A 17,175-nucleotide genomic window follows, 5' to 3' on the forward strand; every position below is an offset into this window, starting at 1 on the left:
TGTTCTCTTTTGAAAGGAGAAAAATACATGACTTTTTGGTTAAACCTTACTGCTTTTTTGCTTGTTATTATTGTGAATTTTTTGGCGAACGCTTTACCTTTGAACGGGCAAACGACTGGTGAAATATCAAATAGGTTAGAAGTTTTAATCACACCAGCAAGTTTTGCGTTTAGTATTTGGGGGCTCATTTATTTCTTGCTTGGTGTTTGGGTGTTAAGGCAAGCTCCAAAACGTCGTCGCAATCTTCCACTATATAATGAGACGAGTTTATATTTTATCATTAGCTGTATTTTAAATAGCGCATGGGTTATATGCTGGCATTATGAACTGTTTATGACAACAGTTGTTATTATGGTTGGCTTGCTTGTTACGTTGATTGTTTTATATAAAAAGTTGATGGAAAGAAACGCAGGGTTTTGGGATAAAGTTCCTTTTTCTATCTATTTGGGCTGGATTAGCGTTGCAACGATTGTAAACATTAGTTACTATCTTGTTTTTATCGGTTGGGACGGTTGGGGTATTTCTGCTCCAACATGGACGGTTATTATGTTAGTTGTAGCTACGATCCTGGCGATTGTGTTTCGAGTTGAACATGCTGATTGGGTTTATCCGCTTGTGTTCGTTTGGGCATTTTTTGCAATCGGTGTGAAAAACATGGAAGCATATGCAAGCGTGGCGTACGTTGCGTATGCATTAGCTGCGGTTATTTTTATCATAACGATTTTAGGGAGAAGAAAGGCGTGATGGTTTGTTGTGATTTTAGGTAATTCAATTAGGTATGAGGACCATTTCTCCTTTTTTCTCGATCCAAGTTGGTCCTCATCTCGGTGATGACGACCATCTCTCTTGCTTTCTGGATCCAAGATGGTCCTCATTCCGTCGATGACGACCATCTCGCTTGCTTTTTCGATCCAAGTTGGTCTTCATCTCGGTGATGACGACCATCTCGCTTGATTTCTCGATCCAAGTTGGTCCTCATTCTTTTTCTTCCCTCCTCCAATCCATTTCCATACTTAAACATAAATAAGGCTCTTTTCCTAGTTACTTGTCCAATCCACTTTCCAATAAGTGGCATTAAATATAGAAGCACAATGACAAGTGAGAAGGAGTTTTCTGATGAAGACGGAAGTAAAGGTAAAGGTAAATAAAATATTTCAAACTGGAATGAAGTTTTTAGGGACACCTTATCAATTTGGCGCCCCTTCTTTTCAAGTAACGACGTTTGACTGCAGTTCCTTTGTTCACTATATATATGGATTGCATGGTGTTACACTGCCGAGGACTTCTCGTCAACAAGCTTTAATAGGTCAACGTGTGCCGGTTGAAGAAATGCGACCAGGAGACTTACTGTTTTTCACTACCCCTAAGCGTAAGAAAAATAAAGGGCTAAGTAGAGTTGGGCACGTTGCTATCTATATAGGGAATGATAGGATACTTCATACTTCTAGAATAGAAAAAAAAGTTTCTATTGCAAGTCTAGATCCGTATTGGAGAGGGGTTTTAATTGGAGTAAGGAGGGTAGTTTAAGCACATGAAAAAGCCAGGGTGTTTGAAGACCCTGACTTCCACATAACTGAGTGAGTTTCATAATGTACAATTACTAAACGAAAAACGAATATTAAACCTATTACTTAATATAATTTACGTTTTATATCGAAGGCTATTTAATTATAAAAACGGAACATTCGTTTTTCACTAAACGAACAGTAATTATGAAATTGATTCAACTATTAATCTATTCTTTCTTGTTTCATAGAAAGTATTTTTGTTTGGTCGTTTTCTTGACCGAGCTCAAAAGTGACTTTGTATTGCCTTGTCGATAGCCCACCTTCATCTCGTTGCCCGACAGTCGTTGTCGCTATCACTTCAACGTTTCTCCCTTTTGTTTCTGGGAACATAGCGTTGACTTCAATATTTACTAAGTCTATATATTCTTTACGTAAGTCTTCATATGATTTGGAAGATTGTAGGTCACTACCGAGTAAAGAATATGCTGTCACATAGTCTCGATAATTAATACTTTCGAAAAAATAATGAACGATATATGTTGCAATGTCCTCGTTCGTCGTACTGCTTCCTGAGTTGTTGCCAGGCATATTCACTCCAATACGAGGTAAGGACTTCATCGGTGTTTGAATCCATGTGTCAACAAGTGGTAAGACATTTATAATAGGAATACTAAATCCGATTACACCTTGTTCTAAAATAGCGGAGTTAATACCTATTACTTCTCCGGTTCTACTATCAATTAGTGGACCGCCACTATTACCAGGAGCGATTGGTGCTGAGATTTGATACATGTCGTCATAACGAAAGGCATCAATATTAAACGAGCGTCCAAGTCCACTTACGATGCCGGTTGTCACCGTATTTTGTAAACCTAGCGGACTTCCAAGTGCAATTACTTCGTCTCCAAGTTCTGCTTTTCTTGATTTAGCGATTCTCATCGGTACTATTCCTTCTAATTCTGGAACGCGAACTACTGCCACATCTGTATCGACGCTAATACCAATTACTTCACCTGTTAATTCTCTTGAATCTGCCGTATTCACTTTCACTTCTTTTACATTCGGAACGACGTGGGCATTCGTAATGATATCCCCTTTGTCGTTATATAAAAAACCAGAGCCGTATGAGCCATCAGGTAGTTCTATTTTTACTACAAGTTTTTGAGATTCATATATTATTTCTTTTAATTGTTGAGGCACCGTTTCATTACTTCTGTCTTCTATTGGTACATATAAGCTAGAAGGCAATGCAAGCTGTTTTGGCACGTTTTTTTTAATCCATTGGTAAGAGTAAACGCCGGCTACAACAATTATAATAGTTGTTAGGATACTAAAGATCCATTTTGCTTTCATTGCATTCACACCTTTTTAATCTAAGTGAGTGATTCTTTAAACGTATCATGTAACAAATCAATCTAAGTACCACGTAATATTTTCAATCTCTACTTTCACTTCTTCAAATATACCGAAGTAGTAATCTTCGAATTTTCCATATTGACTTTGCGGGATATGGTACGGATAAGCGGTTGTTTGGCGTGTGTCGATTATAACGCCTTCTTTATCTAAAATATTGTAAGTAATCGTTACAGAGTAAATTCCCGTTGTTGCGATATTATGAATTTGGCCTGTTACGGAAAGTCCCCCAAAGTCATCTAGTTCTGCTTCTAAATGAATGACTTCTACAGCAGCTGTTTTATTTTGCAAATCCTCTTTTTCTGCTGCTTCAATCGCTTTATCTAGTCTTTCTTGCTCAGCTAATTCAAACGCTTCTTGTTCTGATTGCACTCTATCTCTTAACGCTAATAGGCGGTCGTCATTTACAGCATATTGTAGCCCACGGTCGATAACAGAACGAGCACGGGTAAATTGTTTATTTTCTATCTCCAGTTCCGCTTCTTCCACTGTAAGTTGCACAATTCGATTTATCACTTGTTCTTTTACTGCCGCCCCATCTTCTGATGGTACAGAGGACAATACTTGAAGCTTTCGAGCTAGTTCGGAAACCGTCGTTAAACCTTCTAATTCTTCTACAATTTTACTTACTTTAATCGTAGCTTCCTTGTTTTCAATTTCTGATCGTAATTGTTTTATTAGTGGACCATCTATTCTTGGTAAACTTTCTTTAAGTTGGATGATCAACTTTTCCGCTTCTGCATACTCTTTTTCTAGTATTTTTTCATCAAGAAGTTGTAAGGATGTTTGAAAGTCTTGCATCAATTTAATAACTTCAATGTTATTTTTCACAATATGATAGTTTGGTCGAATATCGCTTGCTGCTTGTAAAATTTCTTTTGCTTTATCATACTCGCCTTCTAATGCAAATTCTTCTGCTTCACTTTGCATAGCGATTACTTTTGTATTCATATTTTGTTCGTGAAAATAATAGCTACTAATTATGGTGGCAAGCACTAGTAAACTAGCAATTGGAAGGATGACAGGCAAATAGTGTCTAAATTTACTCTGTTTCGCGCGAGAGCTTCTATCTAGCAACGCTTCCTGTTCCACATTCTCCCCCGACATATCTTCTTCTTTTAAATTGGCTCCACAATTGGAGCAATAATTAGCCTCTTGGTTAACTTTCGCTCCACACTGGTGACAAAACATTATATAATAGCCTCCATCACTTTTCTCTCTTTCTACCATTTTACAATAATTCCAAGCTTAACGGGGAAATATTGCCTCATAAAAACAGTTTTCAAATTTGGGAAATACTGGTTTAAATTTTACAAACTCCTTACAGGTGCCTGACACTCGTCATATTATATGGCATTTTTCATTACAGTAGTGTTACAAGTGCCTGTGGTCAAGCCCCCAAAAAATAGAGTCGAAAAAATAATTAGTTACGTTCTCTTATAACTACCGCGCTTACGCTTGGTGGCCCAGTCATTTGGTGAGGAATTTCACAATTCCACACCAAATGACTGGGATCATTTTTGTATATATTACGCTACCTTTATAAACTCTTTATAGTACTCTTTTGGTGAGTCATAACCCAGGCCTTTTTGGATTCGTTCTTCATTATAATACATGATATATTTCTTTAAATCTTTCTCAAATATAGCCTTTTTAGTGTTTGGATAGAAACATGGAAATTCAACTTTTAATTGAGAAAAGAAACTTTCAATCACGGCATTATCCCAACAGTTTCCTTTCCTAGACATACTTGGGGTAAACTTAAGTGTTCTCGACAATTTATTATGTTCAAAAGAACGGTACACGCTTCCTTGATCACTATGAATTGTAACCCCTTCTAAATCCTTTAGCTGACGCTGTTTTTGACCGGCTTCGATCGTACGCTTAATAAGCTCAGTGTCAGGGCTGAAACTAATCTCAAAGGCAATAACTTCTCTATTAAAAAGATCCATTAACGCTGAAATATAAAATTTCGTATTAAACACTTTAATTTCAGTCATGTCCGTAACCCATTTTTGGTTTGGGAACTCTGCATTAAAATCCCGTTCTAGAAGGTTATTGTACACATATCCAGCAGCTTTTTGTTTCTCTGTTTTCGTAGTGTTTTTTTGTCTAACAGTGGCTTTCATATTTGCTTCCTTCATAAGACGAGCTACTTTTTTATGATTTACTATGATACTCATCTTATTTTTCATGTACCCAGCAATCCTTTTTGCACCGAAGGTTCCCTTGTGCTTCTTAAAGACATTGCTAATCTTTTTAAATAGCTCTTTATCTCCATGTGAAACCTTCTTCTTAGGCCGTTTAAGATATGCATAATAACCACTTACAGATACCTCTAATACACGACATAATATAAACACTGGATATTCCTTTCTCAAAGCGTTGATACACTCATATTTCTTACTTACTTTTTCTCTTTGAGAAAGGTTTGGAACTTTTTTAGAATTTCGTTCTCCATTTCCTTTTCTTTTAATAATTTCTCTAATTGTTGAATACGTTTTTTATCATCTAAATTCACTGAATCAAAAGAGTTTACATGCTTATTAGTAGCTACTTTAAACGCAATAGGACCACTGTGTTTATACGTATTAACCCACCTATTTACTGTTTGACGAGTTACGTTAAATTCATCTGCGACAACTCTTACAGACATTCCATTCAATACTTTTTCTACAGCCTCTATTTTAACTTTTCCACTCAAATTAACCGATGGTTTCTTCTCCATTGTTTTTACCCCCTTATAACAGTAAAAGTCGTAACTATTTGTAACTACTTTATAACTCTATTATAAGGGGGTCAACTACTGGCACCTGATACACTTTTGTAATAAAGGCCATCTCGTGCTAGAGATGGCCTTTGTTGGTATTATTTAGTATGTTTTTTGTTGCGAGTTGGTGCGTTCTTTTTTTTCGGTTTAAATGTTCTTTGAGGTCTTTGTGGTTTTTCTTCTACTAGGTTACCTCCGAACACTTCACGTTTTTGCAAAGTGATACCGATTTCTTTCGCAATTTGCTTTAATGTACGTTCTTCTCTTGGTGTTACGATAGAAATAACCGTACCAGTTGCTCCTTGTCGGCCTGTTCGTCCTGATCGGTGTGTATAACTCGACGCATCTTGCGGAATGTCGTATTGAATAACGTGTGTTAATTCTTTAATATCTAATCCACGCGCAGCAATATCTGTTGCTAAAAGAATCGGATATTCAGCATTTCGGAACTCTTTTAATGCTGTTTCACGATCTTTTTTGCTAGAATCACTGTGTAGTACCCCTACGTCTAACTGTTTGAACGCTAGTTTTTCTGCCACAACAGATAAATTCCCGATGTCTCGCACAAAGGCTAACGCTTTTATTTTAGATTCACGTACAACGTTTGCCAAAATGTTTACCTTGTCACGTTGCTCACTTACAACATAAAAATGTTCTACTTTCGCTTTGCTTTTTGCATCGGTTTCTACTTTTACTAACTCTGGTTCTTTCATTAGTTCTTTTGCAATAGAAATAGCCGCGTCATTAACTGTTGCAGAAATAAGTAAAACCTGTCTATCTGCTAACGTTGCTTTTACTATATTTTTAATCGATGGTAAATGTTCCGAAGTTAATAATTGATCACCTTCATCTAAGACGACTGTTTTTACTTCATGCATTTTTATCTTTTTCATCTGTACTAGTTCGATTAGACGACCTGGCGTTCCGACAATGATTTGTGGGCGATCTTTTAACTTTTCCAATTGGCGTTTAATGTTCACGCCTCCAATAATGGAAGTTGTAACAATATCGCTACCTTTCGTCCACTTTTGAAGTTCACCAAGAATCTGCATTGCTAACTCTTTTGATGGTGCTAGGATAATTGCTTGAGGATGCTGTTTTTCTTTATTTATTTTTTCGATGATTGGAATTAAATAAGCTAATGTTTTACCCGTACCTGTTGGAGATTCGATAAGTAAGTCATCTCCGGTTAAAATTTTTGGAATGGCTAGTTCTTGAACAGGTGTTGCAGTTTCAAACTCTGACTTTTCCCAAACTTGTTGTAAAAATGGTTGTAAAGATGAAATAATAGGTGTTGTCATAACTTGCTCCTTTGCGTGCTTTATCCATTCATTCTACTCTTTTTCTGCTCATAATCCAACTATCGTTTATTTTCCCACCTTTTTAATCTAATAATCCCAAACTTCGACTTGCATACATGATTCTTCTTTAATTGGAAAAATTAAGTACACTGACTACTTAAGGAGGATTACTAAAATGGAAGCAGAGAATTATACGGATGGTTTACCGAAAGCGCCTGAGCCTTTTTGGCTTCGATCTACGGAGTTATCTAGTTATCCTAAATTAGAACATGATTTACATACAGACATATGTATTGTTGGGGCTGGTATTACCGGTATTACAGCAGGGTATCAACTTATACAAGAAGGGTTTAAGGTTACCATCATTGATGCTGGAAAGATCTTAAATGGAACAACTGGCCATACAACGGCTAAGGTTACTGCCCAACACGGTGTGATTTATGACGAGTTACTAAATCATTTTGGAAAAGAAAAAACGAAGTTGTACTACGAAGCAAATAATAATGCCCTACATTATATAAAAAATTTAGTAGATCAAAAACGAATAGAATGTGATTTTTCCCTGCAAGATGCCTGTATATATGCAACAGGTGAACAAGGAGAACAAAAAGTTCAAAAGGAGTTGGATGCATATCGCAAATTAGGTATTCAAAGTGAACATAGATCGGAAGTTCCTTTTAACATTTCCGCCTTATCTGTTGCGGTGATGAAAGAGCAAGCTCAATTTCATCCATTAAAGTATTTAAAACGTCTAGTTGAGGAGTTTACTGAAAAGGGCGGAGAAATCTATGAAGGTACTGTTGCTGTTGATGTGGAAGAGTCACCTCAGCTAATAGTGAAAACAAAGACCGGCAACAAAATTCATTGCAAAACGATATTAGCTTGTTCCCACTTTCCTTTTTACGATGGCAAAGGTTTCTTTTTCACAAGAATGTATGCTGAAAGGTCTTACATTGTCGCAGCTAAAACGGAGAAAGAGTATCCGGATGGAATGTACTATAGTGCCGACCAGCCAACAAGATCGTTACGTTTCACTACAGATGGTGACGAAAAATTAGTGTTGATTGGTGGAGAAGGTCATAAAACGGGACAAGGAAAAAGTACACTGGAGCATTACAAAGCATTAAAACAATTCGGAGAAGAAGTGTTAGGCATAAAGCAAATTCCGTATCGATGGTCTGCTCAAGACTTATATACATTAGACAAAATACCTTATGTAGGACCAATCACACAAGGAAATCCGCGTATTCTTATTGCAACAGGCTTTAGAAAATGGGGCATGACAAATGGGACAGCTGCTGCTTTAATGATGCAAGACTTTATTATGGAAAAAGAAAATCCTTATTTAGATTTATTTTCTCCTTCTAGATTTGTAGCAGACCCTAGTTTGAAGAAATTCATTTCTACTAACTTTGATGTTGCGGGGCATTTGATGGAGGGAAAATTAGACAGACCTACAAAGCAGGTAGAAGAACTAGAACTGGATGAAGGTGCAGTAGTTTCTATTCACGGAGAGCGTGCGGGAGCGTATAAAGATGAGCATGGAGTCGTGCACTGCGTAGATACGACATGTACGCATTTAGGTTGTGAAGTCGAATGGAATGACGGAGAGAGAACGTGGGATTGCCCATGTCATGGCTCGCGTTTTTCGATACATGGTGAGGTGTTAGAAGGTCCTGCTGACAAGCCGTTGAAGCAATTAAATGCTGACTAAATGAGTGAGTTTCAATAAACGAACCGTAATTATGAAATTGATTGAAATAAAAAATGAAAAAGCAAGTGACTCCAGACATATGAGTACACTTGCTTTTTCCATTATCCTACTTGTTTCTCTTCTTCCAATTGGCTATCTAATTTTGCTACGGGCAAAAGGATCGTTACTTCAGTTCCTTCATCTATTTTACTAGCATAGTTTATTTTTCCATTCATTGTTTCAATGATCCGAATGGACACCATTGTTCCAAGGCCTGTTCCTTTTTCTTTTGTTGAATAAAATAACGATCCGATGCGGGATAATTGTTCACTTGTCATTCCTTTACCGGTATCTTTAATCGTCAGGCAAACTTGATTATCACGTAAATGCAGGTTGACGCTAACTCTACCATCCTGTGGAGTGGCTTCAATCGCATTTTTCACAATATTAACAAGAGCTTGTTTTAACTGATTTTTATCGGTTTCAATGATAATATTTTTTTCTAAATATTGATCAATTTGAACCCCTTTTGTCATCGCTAATGGGTTGATCAATAGTAAAACGTCCGTTATTAGTTCGTAAAGATAAAATTTTTCAATCTTTTTAAACTCAGGTTTAGCAAAGTTTAAATAGTCATTGATAATCGCTTCGGCTCTTCCTAGTTCCGTTAAAACTAAAGAGAGGTATTGAAAGTTTTGGCCTTTTTCTTGTTTTTGCATTAATTGCAGGAAACCTTTTACAACGGTTAACGGATTACGCACTTCGTGAGCAATGGATGCTGCTAATTCGCCTAATGTGTTTAATTTTTCTGCTCTTCTAATTTCTTCTTTCATTTTCTCCCGTTCAATCGCACTTTCTAAGAGCATGGAGGCAAAGCCAACACCTATCACTTGAATGACACCGAAAGAGATAATGTATATTAACACCTCAATATTTCCATCTAGCTTCATTTCATAAATGTCGTGAGAAAGTAAATATACGATTAATACGGAAAGCATAATCAGATTTGGCCAAAGTCCAAAAAGTACTGCTGCTTCTATTCTTTTTTTCTTTGATTGTATTTTTTGGAATATCCCGACAAATAAAAACGGTACCGAAGCCGCTAATATTCCACTGATGTAACCAAACGCAAGCGCCTCTCCACCAAGATATGTACGTGTGGCTAAAATGCTACCTAGAACCATCAGCCCTGCTTTTGGCCCTCCATATAAAATGGCCAAAACTAGCGGGATATAACGAAGGTCCCAATAAAGTCCGTACTCGTGATGTGCAAAAAGTAGACATAGACTGGCCGCTATCCCTTGTAACGTACCAATGAAAAAAGGAGACTTCCCAAAACGGTTATTATCTGAAACAATATAGTATATAAGTACTGGAGCTAATATAATTAACACATGTAATAGTAATTTCTCTGCTAGCATTAACATTCTCCATCCTACTTGTGAAAGTTTTTATATCTTTTCGACATAAATAGAAAAAAACCTTTATTTACTTCCTACAATTTTTATGCTAATAGACGAGGATGTTTGTCTATTTTTGTCGAATATACATTTAAAATGAAGTTGGAGGTTTCTAATATGAACTGTATAGATTGTGGGGTTCCTAATTTAATAGAAACACATGGTACTCTTTTTGTAATATTTGAGAAAAAGGATAATATGGAGACAGCTCGTATCCCACATAGTGAATACACATATCACTCATTAAACGAACTAACTAATTTCATTGAAGAGCTCGTAGCTACGTTACCCGAAACTGATTCAGAAAAACTATTAGTTAAAACTTTGGATATGCCATCCTATGAAGAGGTACATATATTTCATGAATTGTTGGCTAACCAGGACTTGATTCGAATTATGAGAGATGGCTCCTTTAAGACATTTTTCCAACCAATCGTTGATTTACAGTCAGAAAAGAACGCTATTTTTGCCTATGAATGTTTATTAAGACCGATTAAAGGTGGAGAGTTTTTGCCACCATATCCGTTATTTGAATTTGCTAGAAACGCCAATCTACACAATTTTTTAGATCAAAAGGCCCGTGAAAGTTCTATTATTTCAAGTAGCCAAAAGCTTAATGAAGATGTGAAGGTATTTATTAATTTCTTACCTTCGTCCATTTATAATCCTGAATTTTGTTTGCGTCATACTTTTCAAATTGTGAAGAAATATAATGTTTCACCAGAGAACTTAGTGTTTGAAGTAGTAGAGTCTGAGAAAATTAAAGATTTAGGACATCTACAAAATATATTCCGAACTTATAAAAATTCGGGCATGAAAGTTGCCCTTGACGATGTTGGTGCTGGTTATTCAACATTGGAAGTATTAGAGGCATTGAGGCCAGACTATGTGAAAATTGATAGAGACTATATTTCTTTTTGTGATAAGGATGTCGAGAAGCAAATGTTCCTGCAAAATGTAATGGGTATTTCTCGAAGATTAAATTTAAAAGTGTTAGCTGAAGGAATTGAGAGAAAAGAAGAGTTAGTGTTTTGTAGAGAATTGGGCATCCATTATGCACAAGGATATTATATTGGTAAGCCTTCGGAGGAACCGATGAAAGAAGAAGATTTGACGATTTGATTTTATGTATAAAAAAAGTGCGGTTGCCTATTAAAATGGCGTCCGCACTTTTTTATTATGAAGCTTTGTCGTCTTCTTTTTTGTATTCTTTTACCCAGAAATCTGCATTTTTAATGCCTAGCTTTTCAGGGTCGAATGTTGGATCAAGCCCAGCTTTCTTTTGCTCATCATAATCTCTTAAAACTGCTATTGCAGGTTTTGCCAGAACTAAGATTGCAATTAAGTTGATCCAAACCATGAGCCCAAGTCCAATGTCCCCAAGTACCCATGCTGCTCCTGCTTCTCTAGTAACCCCGAAGAATACAGCAAGTAAAAGGACAACTTTTAATAAGAACATTCCAACATTTTTCCACTTACCCTTTTTGAATAAGTAAGCTATGTTTGTTTCTGCAATGTAGTAGTAAGCCATGATTGTTGTGAATGCGAAGAATAGTAATGCAATTCCTACGAACCCAGCTCCGAAACCTGGTAATACAGACTCAATGGCACCTTGCGTATATGCAGGTCCAGCCACGATCATTTCACCGATACCTACTTTTAAGAATTGTCCTTCTTCTGCACCATGAACGTTATACATCCCTGTGAAAAGAATCATAAACGCCGTTGCAGAACATACAAGTAATGTATCAATATATACAGAGAATGCTTGAACTAAACCTTGCTTAGCAGGGTGAGAAACTTCCGCCGCTGCTGCTGCATGTGGTCCAGTACCTTGACCAGCTTCGTTCGAGTAAATACCACGTTTTACACCCCAAGCAATTGCTGCACCTACCACTCCACCGAATGCAGAATCGAAACCAAATGCACTACTGAAAATTAGTCCGATAACTCCAGGTAATTCCGTAATATTCATTGAAATAATAATGATTGCTAAAAATACGTAAGCTACTGCCATGAATGGAACTACAATTTGTGCAACCGAAGCAATACGTTTTACTCCACCAAAAATGATAAGTCCGATAACAATAACTAATGCGATTGCTACCCAAGTTTTATCTGCGTTGAACGCATTGTTTAATCCTTCACCAATTGCGTTCGCTTGTATTCCTGGCATTAAGAAACTTGTTGCTAGGATGGCTGCTCCAGCAAATAATACAGCATACCATTTCCAGCCGATACCTTTTTCAATATAGTAAGCAGGGCCTCCACGGTATTGCCCTTCTTGTTTTTCTTTATAAACTTGTGCAAGTGTTGATTCGATAAAGGCACTAGATGCACCGATAAACGCGATCGTCCACATCCAAAAAACGGCCCCCGGTCCACCGAAAGCGATTGCAGTAGCCGTACCTGCGATGTTACCAGTACCTACGCGTCCAGAAAGCGAGATGGCTAATGCTTGGAATGATGAAACCCCAGCACTTGAACTTTTCCCTTTGAACGTGTGTGTTAGCATGTCTTTGAAAAGACGTACTTGCACAAACCTAGTCCAAATGGTGAACAGTAATCCAACCCCTAAACAGAAAACAATCATCGGTGTACTCCATAGAACATCATTTAAAAGATTAATAAATGCTTCCATCCAATCCCCCCACACTTTTAATAGTTTTATTTTTCAGAATATTACATATTCTCTAGAGATTATAGTTTATATATACAAACTAGGCAAGCGAAAAAGTATTAATTAGGACAAATTAAGAGGAAAAAGTTTTCGACAAGATTGGAGAGTAGGGGAGTTTATTACTACAGTTGATTTATTTGCTTTCGATGCGAGGAGATATCTGCTTTGTGTTTCAATCTGCTTAGTTTGTGTTTCAATTTTTTCTACTTGTGTTTCAATCATGGGGGTTTCTGTTTCAATTTCTATCGCACGTCCAACTTGTGTTTCAATCTACACTGGTTGTGTTTCAATCCTTGCTCCTTGTGTTTCAATCCTAATGGTTTCTGTTTCAATTTCTTTCGCACGTCCAACTTGTGTTTCAATCTACACTGGTTGTGTTTCAATCCTTGCTCCTTGTGTTTCAATCCTCGCTTCTTGTGTTTCAATCCACTATGTTTCTGTTACAATTTCACCTTCTTGCGTTTCAATCCCAATCACGCAACTTTTTTAATGTATCTAAACAGAAAAAAGCAATCCAGCCTAGTCAGGAACTGAATTGCCTATCTTCTTTACTTAAACTATCATTATCCAACAATCTCTCTCAACTGACTCGTAAACAAATCATGATAAAACCCGCCATAATCTAGCAACTCGTCATGCGATCCCTTCTCAATTAACTCTCCATCCTTCAACACTAAAATTTGATCCGCTTTTTGGATTGTATTTAAGCGATGGGCGATGACAAAACTAGTTCGACCTTTCATTAAACGTTGCAACGCTTCTTGAATCTTCACTTCGGTAATCGTATCAATACTACTAGTTGCCTCATCCAAAACCAAAATAGACGGGTCCGCCAACAAGGCTCTTGCAATCGACAATAACTGTTTTTGCCCTTGGCTAATTCCACTTCCATCTTGTTTTAGCACTGTATCATAGCCTTTTGGCAATTTCCGAATAAACGAGTGGGCGTTGGCTGATTTTGCTGCTTCTTCCACTTCTTCGTCCGTTGCATTTAATTTTCCATAGCGGATATTCTCACGAATCGTCCCTTCAAATAAAAACGAATCTTGCAACACAAACGCCATATGGCTTCTTAAACTTTCTCGCTTAATCGACTTAATTTCATGACCATCAATATAAATTTCGCCACTATCCAATTGATAGAACCTTGAAAGCAAATTAATCATCGTCGTTTTTCCAGCTCCAGTTGGACCAACGAAAGCAACTGTTTCACCTGCAGATACACGAAATGAAACATTGCGAATTGTTTGCTCATCTTCTTCATAAGAGAAAGTCGCGTTGTTAAACGTTACATCTCCTTTAACAGAACGCAGGCTAATCGCATCTTTTTCATCTTCCGCTTCTTCTGTTTCATCTAACACATCGAATACTCGCTCTGCTCCTGCTACTGCAGATAGTAGTGTATTAAACTGGTTTGCTAAATCATTTAACGGGCGTGTAAATTGACGAGAGTACTCGGCGAAAATAACAATCACCCCGATAGTAATTCCAGCTGTACCATTTAAGGCGAAGATCCCACCAACAAATGCAATAATAGCAAAACTTAAGTTATTTAATACGTTCATTAGTTTCGGGATAAATCCTGAAAACGTTTGTGCCCAATATGCTGTCTTCTTCAATTTAGTACTTTTTTCTCGAAACTCTCGCATCACTCGTTCTTCTTGAGAAAAAGACTTAACGATTCGTTGGCCAGAAATGGTCTCCTCAATGTAACCATTTAACTCGCCGAGATTTTTTTGTGTTTCTTTAAACAATTTCCCTGTTCGATTCGTAATCCATTTCAACCCAAAAAACATAACAGGTACAATCGTAAGTGTGATAACCGTTAGCAAAGGACTTAGATACAACATAACAGAAACAGTACCTACTATCGTCAATATACTAGAAACAACTTGTATAAACGAACTGTTTAAAGTAGAACTGACATTTTCCATATCGTTCGTCACACGGCTCATTAATTCCCCATGTTGACGTTTGTCAAAGTAAGGAATCGGAAGCTTTTGCAAATGGTGAAAAAGTGATGTTCTCATTTCAAACACTGTATCTTGAGCGACCCCAATCATCCAATAGTTTTGCAACCATGAGGATAACGAGTAAAAAATGTAAATGAACAATAACGCAACAAGTGCCTTCACAAATGTAGCGGTATCTTGGTTCACTATATACTTATCAATAGAAGTTCCAACAATAAACGGGCCGAGTAACCCAAGAGCAGAGCTTATCACTACCATAAACAGAACGAGCGTCAATAATCCTTTTCGTGCTGATAAATAACGCCATAATCTTTTTAACGTTCCAAACCAGTTGCGCACTTCTTTTTTCTTTTCCGGTGGTTTACTGTAATGCTTTGACATGTGCATCCTCCTCTCCAAACTGTGACTCGACGATTTTTTGATATAGGGAGGAATTTTTCATTAACGTTTCGTGGTTTCCTTTTGCAATTAACTGACCATCATCCATAAGTAAAACTAAGTCTGCTTCCATCGCTGTTGTCACTTTTTGGGTAATGATTAGAGTTGTGCAACGGTAATCCTTTAAAGCCCTTAACAGTTTTCCTTCTGTTTTTAAATCTAGCGCGCTTGTGCTGTCATCTAGCATTAAAATTCTTGGCTTTCTAACTAGCGCTCTTGCAATGGAAAGACGTTGTTTTTGTCCTCCAGATAAGTTAACTCCTTTTTGACCTAACTTCGTATCATAGCCTTTCGGTAACTTAGAGATCGTTTCATGAATCTGTGCCGCTTTTGTTGCTTCGATGATTTCTTCCATCGTTGCGTCTTCTTTCCCCCAAGCAACGTTTTCCTTCACGGAACCTGTAAACAACAATGATTCTTGAGGAACATAACCGATTAATCTTCTTAAAGTATCAAGCTTTAAATGTTGAATGTCATGTTTACCAATCTTAATCGTTCCATTATTTGCTTCGTAAAGCCTAGGTAGCAATTGAAACAGTGACGTTTTACCAGAGCCTGTTGCGCCTAAAACTGCCACAGTTTCCCCGTTTTTTGCTTCAAATGAAATGTTTTCTAACACAAGACTCTCGCTCCCTGGATACGTGAAAGAAACATCATCAAACTTAATGGTCATGTCAGTTAATCCGCCAGTTGTCTTATCTGTTTTTTCTGCATCGACAATATCTATGTTTTCATCTAAAACATCCACAATACGGTGCGAAGATGCTTTAGCACGAGAAAATGCCATGATAATAAAAGAGAAAATGGACAGCGCACCCGTTATTCTAGTTGTATAGTTAATGATGGCAACAATTTCTCCAACTCGTGCTTGGTCATTTTGAACGCCAATATTCCCGTACCAAAGCACAGCAAGAATCGTTAAGTTCATTAGCAAAAGTAAAATCGGCATCGTAATTTCCATTAAACGTAGAGCTTTTACGGTATCATTTTGCAAGCTTGCACTAGACTTTGTGAATCGTTTTCCTTCGTGATTTTTGCGTATAAAAGCTCGAACAAGTCTAATGCCTGCTAAATTTTCTCGCATTACGTTATTTACTGAATCTAGCTTTTCTTGCACGCTTTTGAATAATACTGATCCTTTTCTGAATACCCAAAATAAAAATAAAAATAGAATCGGGACAGTTATCACTAAAAAGAAAGCAAGCTTTGCATTTACAATGAGCGCCATGATTACTCCACCAATAATAATTAATGGTGCTCTCAACATAATTCGCAAACTCATGAATACAGTGTTTTGTATTTGCGTCACATCATTTGTCATCCTTGTAATGAGTGATGATGTTGGGAAGAAGTTAAAGTTAGAGAAAGAGAATGACTGTATTTTTTTATAAAGTGCATTTCGCACGTCAAATCCAAAACTTTGACTTACGTGTGCTGCAAAAAATGAATTTATAATACCAGCAGCAAAGGCAACAAATGAAAGCCCAACCATAATGCCTCCCCAATACATTACGACCGACATATCGCCTTGCATAATTCCGTCATCGATTATTTTCGCCATTAGCAATGGATGAAATAGCTCTACAAATAATTCCACAAACATTAAAAATAGAGCAATTGCCACAGCTATCCGATATGGCTTTAAAAAAGATAAAATTTTAACCATGATGTAAAATCCCCCATTTTAGGTGTTAGGTGTTAGCTTTTACATTAAAGGCTTAGTTAAAGTTCGCTGTTGATTTCCGTGCAAGGCTTCGCTTTCCGCGGGCGGTAAAAAGGAAGGTTATTTTCACTGTCGTGAAAAAACCTACTCCTCGCCGCATTCGCGACTGTGGGGTCTCCCGCTCCCCGCTTTTCCCGCAGGACAAGGAAGGCTACGGCAGCGATACATCGCACGAAGGAAATGCGTATGCATTTTCGATGAGTCTCAGCCTTGCAC

Annotated in this window: 13 protein-coding genes; 4 read left to right on the forward strand and 9 right to left on the reverse strand. The window is 37.3% G+C overall.

Translation table 11 applies throughout. The features are described from left to right. The first annotated feature begins 27 nt into the window (after positions 1-27). The gene (locus CDZ92_RS13685) at positions 28-744 is read left to right on the forward strand and encodes a TspO/MBR family protein (protein ID WP_096155755.1); all 717 of its coding nucleotides are present in this window, start codon (positions 28-30) and stop codon (positions 742-744) included. 372 nt (positions 745-1,116) lie between these two features. Further along, positions 1,117-1,527, forward strand: coding sequence for a C40 family peptidase (locus tag CDZ92_RS13690; RefSeq protein WP_096155756.1), 411 nt, complete (start codon positions 1,117-1,119; stop codon positions 1,525-1,527). Positions 1,528-1,730: 203 nt separating this feature from the next. On the opposite strand, the gene CDZ92_RS13695 is transcribed toward CDZ92_RS13690, so the two are convergent. The 5 genes from CDZ92_RS13695 to CDZ92_RS13715 all read right to left on the reverse strand — a co-directional run bounded on the left by CDZ92_RS13695 (position 1,731) and on the right by CDZ92_RS13715 (position 6,992). After that, complete coding sequence (locus tag CDZ92_RS13695; RefSeq protein ID WP_096155757.1) at positions 1,731-2,861, reverse strand: S1C family serine protease; 1,131 nt, start codon at positions 2,859-2,861, stop codon at positions 1,731-1,733. A gap of 57 nt (positions 2,862-2,918) precedes the next feature. Continuing rightward, positions 2,919-4,112, reverse strand: a complete 1,194-nt coding sequence (locus tag CDZ92_RS13700; RefSeq protein WP_096155758.1) for a zinc-ribbon domain-containing protein — start codon at positions 4,110-4,112, stop codon at positions 2,919-2,921. 338 nt (positions 4,113-4,450) lie between these two features. After that, positions 4,451-5,284, reverse strand: a complete 834-nt coding sequence (locus CDZ92_RS13705) for an IS3 family transposase (protein WP_255249827.1) — start codon at positions 5,282-5,284, stop codon at positions 4,451-4,453. A 44-nt stretch (positions 5,285-5,328) separates the two neighbouring features. Next, positions 5,329-5,649, reverse strand: coding sequence for a helix-turn-helix domain-containing protein (locus CDZ92_RS13710; protein ID WP_096155760.1), 321 nt, complete (start codon positions 5,647-5,649; stop codon positions 5,329-5,331). A 140-nt stretch (positions 5,650-5,789) separates the two neighbouring features. Continuing rightward, positions 5,790-6,992, reverse strand: a complete 1,203-nt coding sequence (locus tag CDZ92_RS13715) for a DEAD/DEAH box helicase (RefSeq protein WP_096155761.1) — start codon at positions 6,990-6,992, stop codon at positions 5,790-5,792. A 175-nt stretch (positions 6,993-7,167) separates the two neighbouring features. Here CDZ92_RS13715 and CDZ92_RS13720 point away from each other — a divergent pair, with 175 nt between their 5' ends. Continuing rightward, a complete protein-coding gene (locus CDZ92_RS13720) occupies positions 7,168-8,706 on the forward strand; it encodes an FAD-dependent oxidoreductase (RefSeq protein ID WP_096155762.1) in 1,539 nt (512 codons plus the stop codon). A 101-nt stretch (positions 8,707-8,807) separates the two neighbouring features. Here the strand turns inward: CDZ92_RS13720 and CDZ92_RS13725 are convergent, their stop codons facing one another. After that, positions 8,808-10,112 carry an ATP-binding protein gene (locus CDZ92_RS13725; RefSeq protein ID WP_255249828.1) on the reverse strand — a complete coding sequence of 435 codons (1,305 nt, stop codon included), beginning with the start codon at positions 10,110-10,112 and terminating at the stop codon, positions 8,808-8,810. Positions 10,113-10,262: 150 nt separating this feature from the next. On the opposite strand from CDZ92_RS13725, the gene CDZ92_RS13730 reads away from it, so the two are divergent. After that, positions 10,263-11,267: an EAL domain-containing protein gene (locus CDZ92_RS13730; protein WP_096155764.1), complete on the forward strand. Its 1,005-nt coding sequence runs from the start codon at positions 10,263-10,265 to the stop codon at positions 11,265-11,267. 55 nt (positions 11,268-11,322) lie between these two features. On the opposite strand, the gene CDZ92_RS13735 is transcribed toward CDZ92_RS13730, so the two are convergent. The 3 genes from CDZ92_RS13735 to CDZ92_RS13745 all read right to left on the reverse strand — a co-directional run bounded on the left by CDZ92_RS13735 (position 11,323) and on the right by CDZ92_RS13745 (position 16,902). After that, positions 11,323-12,786 carry an alanine/glycine:cation symporter family protein gene (locus CDZ92_RS13735; RefSeq protein ID WP_096155765.1) on the reverse strand — a complete coding sequence of 488 codons (1,464 nt, stop codon included), beginning with the start codon at positions 12,784-12,786 and terminating at the stop codon, positions 11,323-11,325. 602 nt (positions 12,787-13,388) lie between these two features. Next, positions 13,389-15,179: an ABC transporter ATP-binding protein gene (locus tag CDZ92_RS13740; RefSeq protein ID WP_096155766.1), complete on the reverse strand. Its 1,791-nt coding sequence runs from the start codon at positions 15,177-15,179 to the stop codon at positions 13,389-13,391. Next, positions 15,160-16,902: an ABC transporter ATP-binding protein gene (locus tag CDZ92_RS13745; RefSeq protein WP_096155767.1), complete on the reverse strand. Its 1,743-nt coding sequence runs from the start codon at positions 16,900-16,902 to the stop codon at positions 15,160-15,162. The genes CDZ92_RS13740 and CDZ92_RS13745 overlap by 20 nt, the downstream gene beginning before the upstream one ends. Positions 16,903-17,175: the final 273 nt, after the last annotated feature.

The sequence above is a fragment of the Bacillus sp. FJAT-45066 genome (genome assembly GCF_002335755.1).
Classification (GTDB): Bacteria; Bacillota; Bacilli; order Bacillales; family Bacillaceae_I; genus Bacillus_CD; species Bacillus_CD alkalisoli.

Coding starts and splice junctions, on each gene's coding strand:
- CDZ92_RS13685 (WP_096155755.1), top strand. CDS start 28: ATGACTTTTTGGTTAAACCTTACTGCTTTTTTGCTTGTTATTATTGTG.
- CDZ92_RS13690 (WP_096155756.1), top strand. CDS start 1,117: ATGAAGACGGAAGTAAAGGTAAAGGTAAATAAAATATTTCAAACTGGA.
- CDZ92_RS13695 (WP_096155757.1), bottom strand. CDS start 2,861: ATGAAAGCAAAATGGATCTTTAGTATCCTAACAACTATTATAATTGTT.
- CDZ92_RS13700 (WP_096155758.1), bottom strand. CDS start 4,112: ATGTTTTGTCACCAGTGTGGAGCGAAAGTTAACCAAGAGGCTAATTAT.
- CDZ92_RS13710 (WP_096155760.1), bottom strand. CDS start 5,649: ATGGAGAAGAAACCATCGGTTAATTTGAGTGGAAAAGTTAAAATAGAG.
- CDZ92_RS13715 (WP_096155761.1), bottom strand. CDS start 6,992: ATGACAACACCTATTATTTCATCTTTACAACCATTTTTACAACAAGTT.
- CDZ92_RS13720 (WP_096155762.1), top strand. CDS start 7,168: ATGGAAGCAGAGAATTATACGGATGGTTTACCGAAAGCGCCTGAGCCT.
- CDZ92_RS13725 (WP_255249828.1), bottom strand. CDS start 10,112: ATGTTAATGCTAGCAGAGAAATTACTATTACATGTGTTAATTATATTA.
- CDZ92_RS13730 (WP_096155764.1), top strand. CDS start 10,263: ATGAACTGTATAGATTGTGGGGTTCCTAATTTAATAGAAACACATGGT.
- CDZ92_RS13735 (WP_096155765.1), bottom strand. CDS start 12,786: ATGGAAGCATTTATTAATCTTTTAAATGATGTTCTATGGAGTACACCG.
- CDZ92_RS13740 (WP_096155766.1), bottom strand. CDS start 15,179: ATGTCAAAGCATTACAGTAAACCACCGGAAAAGAAAAAAGAAGTGCGC.
- CDZ92_RS13745 (WP_096155767.1), bottom strand. CDS start 16,902: ATGGTTAAAATTTTATCTTTTTTAAAGCCATATCGGATAGCTGTGGCA.